General features: G+C 55.1%; 7 protein-coding genes. All 7 read right to left on the minus strand.

Annotated elements, in window-relative coordinates; all coding sequences use genetic code 11:
* Positions 1 to 121: 121 nt before the first annotated feature.
* The 7 genes from HY768_09455 to HY768_09485 all read right to left on the minus strand — a co-directional run bounded on the left by HY768_09455 (position 122) and on the right by HY768_09485 (position 9,113).
* Positions 122 to 490: a hypothetical protein gene (locus HY768_09455; protein ID MBI4727424.1), complete on the minus strand. Its 369-nt coding sequence runs from the start codon at positions 488 to 490 to the stop codon at positions 122 to 124.
* 78 nt (positions 491 to 568) lie between these two features.
* Positions 569 to 2,050 (minus strand): NADH-quinone oxidoreductase subunit M, encoded by a 1,482-nt coding sequence (locus HY768_09460; GenBank protein MBI4727425.1) that lies wholly within the window; start codon positions 2,048 to 2,050, stop codon positions 569 to 571.
* A gap of 47 nt (positions 2,051 to 2,097) precedes the next feature.
* Positions 2,098 to 3,984: an NADH-quinone oxidoreductase subunit L gene (locus HY768_09465; GenBank protein ID MBI4727426.1), complete on the minus strand. Its 1,887-nt coding sequence runs from the start codon at positions 3,982 to 3,984 to the stop codon at positions 2,098 to 2,100.
* Between the two features lie 200 nt (positions 3,985 to 4,184).
* Positions 4,185 to 5,654, minus strand: a complete 1,470-nt coding sequence (locus HY768_09470) for an NADH-quinone oxidoreductase subunit L (protein ID MBI4727427.1) — start codon at positions 5,652 to 5,654, stop codon at positions 4,185 to 4,187.
* A 211-nt stretch (positions 5,655 to 5,865) separates the two neighbouring features.
* Entirely contained in the window at positions 5,866 to 6,819 is a 954-nt protein-coding gene (waaF, locus tag HY768_09475) for a lipopolysaccharide heptosyltransferase II (protein MBI4727428.1), read from the minus strand.
* Positions 6,820 to 7,061: 242 nt separating this feature from the next.
* Positions 7,062 to 8,249 carry an electron transfer flavoprotein subunit alpha gene (locus tag HY768_09480; GenBank protein MBI4727429.1) on the minus strand — a complete coding sequence of 396 codons (1,188 nt, stop codon included), beginning with the start codon at positions 8,247 to 8,249 and terminating at the stop codon, positions 7,062 to 7,064.
* A 78-nt stretch (positions 8,250 to 8,327) separates the two neighbouring features.
* Complete coding sequence (locus HY768_09485; protein MBI4727430.1) at positions 8,328 to 9,113, minus strand: electron transfer flavoprotein subunit beta/FixA family protein; 786 nt, start codon at positions 9,111 to 9,113, stop codon at positions 8,328 to 8,330.
* Positions 9,114 to 9,547: the final 434 nt, after the last annotated feature.

The following is a 9,547-nucleotide window of genomic DNA, read 5'->3' on the forward strand; positions in this document are numbered from 1 at the left end:
ATTTTATACCGGGCCTTTTTCTTGGTTTTATGTGTGATGCCTTTTTGATTGTTGAGCGATGTTTTCACCTTCTGGCCCCTTTCAGTTCGTTAATCATAGCCAGATTATACCAAATTACCCCTTATTCACGCAACAAAGCCACTGAAATTTGTAAATATGGGCGAGCAGCATGGTCTCTCAACATATATCTTAAACCTACATGCGGCATAAAAAGCACCGCACTTCCCGAAATCTTACTATGGTCTGTTGACCATTTATAATAACTGCTGGTCCGCCAATCATAACCCCAGTCAGATGTCGTATATTTCCCATTGACTGTCATAAAAGCTACATCCATGCCTATGGATGGAATAAAACGACCCAGTTGATAGCCAAAGGATGAACTTTGTATGCTCATGCCTGGGCTAACACTGAACACAAAACCTTGCTCACCATAAGCTATTGCACTTAGCGTAAGCAAGACAATAACAATAGATACCGTTGTTTTCATTTTTGTCTTTCCTTTGTTTATTGTTAGTTTTTGCATTCTGCAATTTGCATTTTAAAATCTGCATTTTGCATTTTCAGGTTACTGCCCCAGGTTGATGAAACTGTTCACCCCGATGGCGTTGGACAACGAATTCACCCCCGGTTGGATGATATTGGTCGTCACCCAGGGATAGCACAGACCGACCAGCAGACACAGGGCCGCCAGGCAAAGGGTGGCCAGGGCCATGTAGAATGGCACCTCTTTGACCTTTTCCAGGCCGGCCGCCAGCTTGCCAAAAAAGGCCTGGCGCTGCATCTGCAGGAAATACCATAAGGTGATGATGCTGGTGGCCACCGCTATTACCGCCACTCCGAAGTATTTTGCCTCCACCAGAGCCACGATGATTAAAAGCTTGCTCCAGAACCCGTTGAAGGGCGGCACCCCGGCGATGGAGAAGGTGCCGATGGTGTTGGTGAATCCGGTGATGGGAAGCTTGTTGTTGATCCCGCCCATTTTGCTTAGGTCCCGGGTGCCGGTGGCGTATTCGGCGGACCCGGCGTTCAAAAACAGCAGACCCTTGAAGGTGGCGTGGTTGAACAGGTGAAATAAAGCTCCCATGATCCCCAGGGGCGTGCCGATGGCCAGACCCACCACTATGTAGCCGATCTGGGAGATGGAGGAATAGGCCAGCATCCTTTTGTAATCGTTCTGTCCCAGGGCCACCACCGCGCCTATGACCATGGAGAGGACGCCCAGCACTATCAAGGCCGCCGAGACCTGGGCCGGCAGGCCGAAGATATTGTAAGCGATTCTGACCAGGGCGTAGATGCCGGAGACCTTGATCAGCACGCCGGACAGCATGGCCGAGATCGGGGCCGGGGCCGAGGGATGGGCGTCCGGCAGCCAGGCGTGGAACGGCACCATGGCCGCCTTCAGGCCGAAACCCATCAGGAACAGGGCCAGGCACAGGCCGATCAGCCGGACATCCATGCCGGTTTTGACCGCATAGGACAGGTCGGCGATGCCGAAAGCGCCAGTCACCAGGTAGACAAAGGACATGGCCAAAAGTATGCCGGTGGTGGCCACCACCGAAAGCATCAGGTACTTAAAGGCCGCCTCCACCTCGTCGTGCTTCTGTCCGAAGGCCACCAATGAATAACTGGCCACCGCCGCCACTTCCAGAAAGACATACATGTTGAACAGGTCGGTGGTCAGCACCAGGCCGTTCATCCCGGCCACCATCAGCATGAACAGGGCGTAGTACGAACCCTTGGCCCCGTAATGCTCCATGTAGTTGACCGAGTAGATGCAGGCGAACAGCGAGACCAGGCTGATGGTCAAAAGCAGCAGCAGCGAGAAGCCGTCCATGGCCAGGCTGATCTTGATAGGCAGGCCCAGCGAGCCGGTATCCCAGAAATAACGGTGCCAGGCGGCCACCATCCGGATGTGATACAGCCCCAATCCCAGGGTGAAGGCCATGGTCACCGAGCCCAGGACGTCGGGCAGTCCCTTCCAGACCCGGGCCAGCAGCGGCATCAGGGCGGCCACCGCCAGGGGAACGACGATGAATAAAAGCAGCATTTTTATGATTGCTCCAAAGTATTATTTCGGAATGAGACCGTGGAAAATTACTTGACCAGGACCGCCAGGTAGATCGCCAACAGCGCAAACCCGCCCACCACCCAGCTCAGATAGTTGGCGTAAAGCCCGTTGTGGTATTCCTTGAGTACTTTGATGGAGAAGCGGCCGACGAAAGTGATCGCCTGTTCGTAGATGGCATCAATGCCTTGGTCTATGGCCTTCCACACCGCCCAGGCTCCGCTCTTGACTAATCCGTTGACGAACCAGTGATAGAGATCAAACACCCTGGCCTCGGCCAGGTCGTAGAGGGTATGCAGCACCGGCAGGTTGTGGATGGGCTCGGAGGCCAGATAGGCCTTGCCCTGCCCTTTTTTCACCCCGTACTGGTGGATCAGATAAGCGATCACCAAGCAGGCCATGGACACGCCCACGATCCAGTTGATGGCAAAGGAATGGTGCCAGAATTCCAGGTTGGCCCCCTCCTCCACGATGGGCCTGCCCTCTAAGATGGGAGAGATCAAGTATTTCAAGGGCAGTTTATTGAAGACCCCGAACGCCACGCAGCCCAGGGCGATGGCGACCATCGGCGCAATCATGGCCCAGTTGGTTTCCTTGACGTTTTGTACGGGGGCTTCGGGGCTTTTCCGGCCGAAATAAGTGGAATGCCCCAGTTTTAGGAACGAAGCAAAGGTGAAGATGGCCCCGATCCAGGCGGCTATCGGGAATATGATATAGCCGGTCTCGTAGGCCCCGTGGAACACCATTTCCTTGGAGACGAATCCGTTGAAAGGCGGCACCCCGGAGATGGCTAAAGCGGAGATCCAAAAGCAGACCGCGGTAACGGGCATCAGCTTGAACAGCCCGCCCAGTTTTTTCAGCTCGGTGGCGCCGGCCTCCTTCTCCACCGCCCCGCCGGTCAGGAACAGGGCGCACTTGTACATGGCGTTGTTGAGCATGTGAAAAATGCCGCCGGCGATGCCGATGGGCACCCCGGTGCCGATCCCCAGGATCATATAGCCCACCTGGCTGATGGCGTGGAACGATAAAAGTTTTTTATAGTCCTTCTGCACCAGGGCCATCATCACCGCCAGCACTATGGTGATGGCGCCGATGGTCATCAGGAACAGGGACATGGCGCTGTTCATGGGGATGGTGAAAAATTCCAGCGAGATCCTGGCCAAAAGATAGATGCCCAGCAGTTTTTCCAGGGCCGCCGGCAGGTAGGCCATAAAAGGCAACGGTGCGTCAATGGCGGCGTCCGGTATCCAGGTGTGGAATGGCATGACCCCGGCCTTGGCCATGGCGCCCAGGGCCATCAGTATGAAGGCCGCACCGGCTAGTCCGGTCGGCTGCAAATAATGGACGTCGGACATGGTCAGGGTCCCGGTTAAAGACCACAAAAAGACGCTCCCCAGTATTAGGCAGAAGTCGGCCAGCCCGGAGATGATCAGGGCCTTGGCAGCGGTAATGTGCGACTGCTTGTGCCCTAATGTGATCATGCCGTAGAGCGTTACCAGCAGGCCTTCCCAGAAGAACAGCAGCACCATGAAATTGTTGGCCAGAATGGCCCCGTTGGCCAGCCCGGCGGTGATCAAAAAGTAGGCAAAGAATTCCCGGGCCCGCCATTTGTCGCGCATGCAGGCGGCCGAGTACAGGGTCAGCAGGAACCCGAACCCGGCGGCGGCCAGCAGGATGAAGCGCGGCAGATGATAGGCATAAAGGTCGAAGTTTATCCCGAACGAGGTCCAGGGCAGGAAAAGCCTGAGGCCCACTCCCCCGCTTTTAAAGATCAGGGCCGCGTAATATAGGGCGATGGCGGACACCGCCACGGCCAGCGCTTCCTTGACCCATTTGAGGCCCTTGGGCAGTATCAGCACCGCCAGGCCGGCCAGGACCGGCGCCAGGATCGGTATTAAAAGAATGTTGGGATTCATCTTTAAACTCGGTATTTAAAATTTTTATTTGATATTTCTTAAACTACTTTACCACTGTTGTCACTTTTACCACGGAATCACTGAATAACGGAAACACTGAATATATTACCACTCACCATTAGAGCCATTTAATTTAAGTTTCTTTTCCGTGTTTTTATTTTTCCGTGTTTCCGTGGTAAGCCCCGTGGTAAGGTCCCCGTTTAGCGCACCAGGCCGATGATGTCGTGGATGGCCGGATTGCCCATGACGTCGCGCACCGCGATGTTGATCAGGTCCATCGGGTATTTCACCAGGATCCCGGCCGCCAGCGACAAGAAAGCCAGCGAAGCCACCACCCAGACCATGGTGGGCGTCCCCTCGTGATGGGCGTGGATCGAGTGGTCCCGGGCCTCGCCCAAGAAGACCAGGTTGAAAAGCCTCAGCAGGTAGACCAGGGTCAGCAGCGCGGTGAAGATGGCCAGCGAACCTATGGCGATGTTGCCGGACTTGATGATCCCCTGGATAACCAGAAATTTGGAGAAGAAGCCTCCGAAGGGCGGGATCCCCACGATGGAGAAGATGCACATGATGAAGGCCACCGCGGTTATAGGCATGGCCTTGAACAGCCCGCCCATCTTGGTGATGTCCTTGGTGCCGGCGCCGTGTTCGATCACCCCGGCGGCCAGGAACAGTCCGCCCTTGGCCAGCCCGTGCATCAATATGAACAGCAGGGCCCCGGCCATTCCGATGGTGTTAAAGGCCGCCAGGCCCATGAAGATGTAGCCGATCTGGCTGATGGTGGAATAGGCCAGGATCCTCTTGATGTTGGTGTCCCAGAGGGCGGCCGCGGCCGAGACCATGGCCGAGATCAGGCCCACTGTCATCAGGATGGTCTGCCAATCGGCCGGGATGGCGAAAGTGAAGTTGAACATCCGGGCAAAGGCATAGACCCCGATCTTGACCAGCACCGCCGCGTGCAGCAGGGCGGTAACCGGGGTGGGGGCCACGCCGGCGTCGGGCAGCCAGGTGTGGAACGGCAAAGTGGCCGATTTGGCGAAGATCCCGATGGCAATCAGGGCGATGGCCAGCCCGGAGATCGGCAGGCCGCGCATCTCCAGCATGTTAAATGTCCCGCTCTGGACATAGACCAAAGCGAAGCCCAGCAGCATAAACACCGCGCCGCCGAAGGTCATCAAAAACGCCTTGTCGGCCTTGAGCACTATCTCCCGGTCCCTGAAGAAGCCGATCAGGCGCCAGGAGCAGATGCCGGTGATCTCCCAGAAGATGTACATCAATATCAGGTTGGCTGAAAAGACCAGCCCCATCATGCCGCCTAAAAAAAGAACCGCCATCAAGAAGTATTCCTGTTGATAATGGTAGTTCTTGATGTATCCCAGCGAGTAGATTATGATCAGGGTGCTGATCAGCGAGGAGGCGATGGCCATGAAGACCGACAGCCCGTCCACCACCAGGGTGGCGTTGACCCCCAGCCCCAGCGCCAGGTTAAAGACGTGGACCTCGCCCGAGAAGGCAGCCGGCAGCAGGGTCAGCGCAAAAAAGGTGGCGGCCAGGCCCAGCAGCACCGCCACCGCGTTGCGCAAGGGCTTGGAGACCAGGCCGAAAAGGGGAAGGGTGAAGCTTCCCAAAAGCGGGATCAGCACCGTGGCCCAAACCGAAAATTCCCAGCCCATATAAACTCCTATATATTTTGTAAAAATTTTAAGTAAAAGTAAAGAGGTTTTATTTTACACTAAAATATTTTTCTTGTCAAGGGTAATCAGGATTAATTCAAAAAAATAGGCGGGACCGTTGATTATTGTTCATAGCCCCGCCCTTAAGGACGGGGCTATGAAAGGGCTGGGCTAAGGACAGACGCTGTCCCACAGTTTCAGTTCCCTATATTTACAAAATCTCGTGCACATCTGAAACTCTGATCTTTTTCAAACAATCATAATGCCTGTAACGACACTCCCTCTGGTAACAGGGACTACATGATTCATTCATGTAAATGACCCGATGCTTTTCTCCCCAGGGCCTGGTCCAAACAGGATTGGTGGAGCCGAAGATGGCCGTAACCTTTGTTCCCACGGCCGCTGCCAGGTGCATCACCCCGGTGTCGTTGGTAATGAAATTGGGACACAGCGAAAGCAGGGCCGCGCTCTGCCGCAAGGTAGCGGTTCCGGCCAGGTTCAGCGCTTTTGCGCCGATACCATTGGCGATCTCCTGGCAAAGCGCCGATTCATCTGACGAACCAAATACTAAAATCCGAAATCCGTTATCCGTTATCTTCCTCCCCAGCTCTACCCAGTTAACCTGGGGCCAGCGCTTGGCCGGGCCGAAGGTGGCGCCCGGACCGAAGCCTATGATTTTCCCAGCCGGGAAATTGTTGGACGCCAGGAATTGCTCGGCCTGCTTTAGTTCTTCAACCTGGATATAGATCTTCGGCCCTGCGCCGACATCCTCCCTGCCCAGCAGTTTCATAAAATCCAGTATGATGTGCCGGCTGCGGAAATCGTTTTGATTGTATTTAAGTCTTTCGGTCAGCAGAAAGCCCCGGGCCTCGGCGCTATAGCCCACGCGTTTGGGGATGCCGGATAAAAAGACTATCAGGGCCGAGGAAAACGAGATCGGCAGGATATAAGCGATGTCGAACTTTTCTTTTGTCAGTTTTTTAGCGGTCTGCCAGAGAGATCTTTCAGGTGATAATTTAATTATGCTTTGGACATTGGGATCATGCTCGAACAGCGTCGCCACTCTGGGATGAGCCATTACTGTGAGACTTGAGCCGGGGTGCGCCTCGGCGCAGACTTCAACGAAAGCGGCGGAGACCACTGCGTCCCCTATCCAATTGGGCACGCGAATAAGGATTTTAGGACAATCGGATTTCATGTTTTTTATCAGTAGCGTCCGGTTGTTTTTACAAGAAAATTGTAGAATGCAGATGGGGCAATGGTCTTAGAGGTTTCATCATGTAATCGATTTGAATTCAGGCTCAAAAATCACCCATTGATTCGCAAGGACTTATACCACGAAACCCATTAATAATACGGAGAAACTGGACCGGGAGGATTTCTGTGCTTGGAATCATTTTATCTTCTTTAGGTTTCCTGCAGCTTCTTGGTCAGGGCCGGAAGCACCTCGAACACGTCGCCCACTATCCCGAAGTTGGACACCTTGAAGATGGGCGCATCGGGATCTTTGTTGACCGCGATGATGCAGTCGGCCGACTGCATGCCCACCAGATGCTGGATGGCCCCGCTGATGCCGCAGGCGATATAGAGCTTGGGAGCTACGGTCTTCCCGGTCTGGCCCACCTGATGGGAATATGGTATCCACCCGGCGTCCACCGCCGCCCGGGAGGCGCCCACCGCCCCGCCCAAAGATTTGGCCAGGGCCTCGATCAGCTTAAAATTCTCCGGGGCCTTCATCCCCCGGCCCCCGGAGACGATGATGTCGGCCTCGGTCAGCTTGACCATGCTGGTGATCTCCTCCACTACTTTGACCACCGAAGTGCGCGAGGCCGGCATCTTCTGGTCGTATGAAACTTTGACTATCTTCCCCTTCCGGGTGCTGCCGGAGACGGCCTCCTTCATCACCTTATGGCGGACGGTGGCCATCTGGGGCCGGTGATTGGGGCAGATGATGGTGGCCATGATGTTGCCGCCAAAGGCCGGCCGGGTCTGGAGCATGATCCTCTTTTCCTCGTCGATGGTCAAAGCGGTGCAGTCGGCGGTCAGCCCGGTGTGGACCTTGATGGCCACCCGGGGGATCAGGGCCCGGCCGATGGTGGAGGCCCCGCAGAGCACGATCTCCGGCTTATGCTGGTTTATCAGGTCAGCCAGGATTGCGGCATAGGGCTCATCGCAGAAGTTTTCCAACAAGGAATGTGACACAGCGTAGACCTGGTCGGCCCCCCTGGCCACCAGCTCCCGACAGGCCTGGTCGATGTCCTTGCCCAGGATGACGGCCGAGAGCTCGGCCCCTAATGTGTCGGCCAGCTTGCGCCCCTCGCCCAGCAGTTCGTAGGCGACGCTCTGGACCGCCCCGGCCTTCTGCTCGGCAAAGATCCAGACGCCCCGGTATCCGCTGATGTCGTCCTTCTCCACCTTGTCCTGGCGCAGCAGGATGGCGTCGAACCCGCAGGAGGAGACGCAGGCCCCGCACAGGGTGCACTTGTCGTCGATCACCGCCAGGTTGTCCTTTAAACTGATGGCCCCGTAGGGGCAGGAAGGCAGACAGGCTCCGCAGCCCACGCATTTGTCTTGGATGATCTCTATATCGCTCATGCTATTCCTGGTTGAATGCTGAATATGGAAGTTTGAATATTGAATTAGGTATTCTGACTTCTGCCTTCAATATTCTTGTCAGATGATCTGCTGTTCTTTAAGCCCGTTGACCACGGTGGCTACCGCCTGGCTGACGTCGCCCTGCAGCATGATGCCCCCGGTCCGGGCCGGCGGGGTAAAAATCTTGACCACGTTGGTGGGCGAGCCGTTGAGCCCGATGTTCTTTTCGTCGGCCCCGATGTCGGCCGCCTTCCAGATTGTGGTCTGATACGACTTGGCCCGAATCTTGCCCTTTAATGACGGCAGCCGGGGTTCGTTGATCTCCTTGACCACGGTCAACACCGCCGGCAGGCTGGTCTCCACCACATCGTAGCCGTCCTCGGTCATCCGCCAGACCTTGGCCTGCTGGTCGCCGATCTCCTCGACCTTCTTGACGTAGGTCACCTGGGGGATGTCCAGGAACTCGGCTACGCCCGGACCGACCTGGGCGGTATCGCCGTCGATGGCCTGCTTGCCGCAGAGGATCACCCCGTAATCCCCGATCTTGCGGATGCCCATGGACAGGGAGTAGCTGGTGGCCCAGGTATCGGCCCCGGCAAAGGCCGGGTCCGAAAGCAGCACCGCCTCGTCCACCCCCATGGAGACGGCTTCCTTGAGGGCCTCGATCACCTGGGGCGGCCCCATGGAGATGACGGTGACCTTGCCCCCTAATTTTTCTCTGATCCTTAAGGCCTCTTCAATGGCGTACATGTCGAAGGGGTTGATGATGGACGGCACGCCTTCCCGGATCAGGGTGTTGGTGGCCGGGTCGATCCGGACATCGGTGGTGTCCGGAACCTGTTTGATGCAAACGATGATGTTCATTTTCTACCTGATTTATAGTTATACAAAATACCTTCCCTGGAAAAAGCGGGAACCGGCCACCTAAAACACACGAAAATCTCAAAAAAAATTTGGGGATATTTCGGGCCTTTCGGTGGAAAAGGGGGATCTTTGTTTTCACAAAAAAGAAGATTACACAATAAACATCGTGTAATCTTAGAACAGAATTTTAATTTTACCACAAATTTTTGTGGGTGTCAAACAAAAAGCCCCGAATTTGGAACCTACTTGCTATTTGTGCATTTTATAAGCTCTTTTATGCACACGCTTGCCGAGCGGATTATTTGATGATTTTGTTTTTCCAGGATAAATGAGATTTTACGGATTTCCTTTGTTTTCGTGGTTTCTTTGGTTTTTGGCGTCTTGTCGTCAAATAAGTCCTTTAAAGACATGTTTAAGGCCTTGGCAATTGATTG

It is taken from the genome of candidate division TA06 bacterium (genome assembly GCA_016208585.1).
Classification (GTDB): Bacteria; Edwardsbacteria; AC1; order AC1; family EtOH8; genus UBA5202.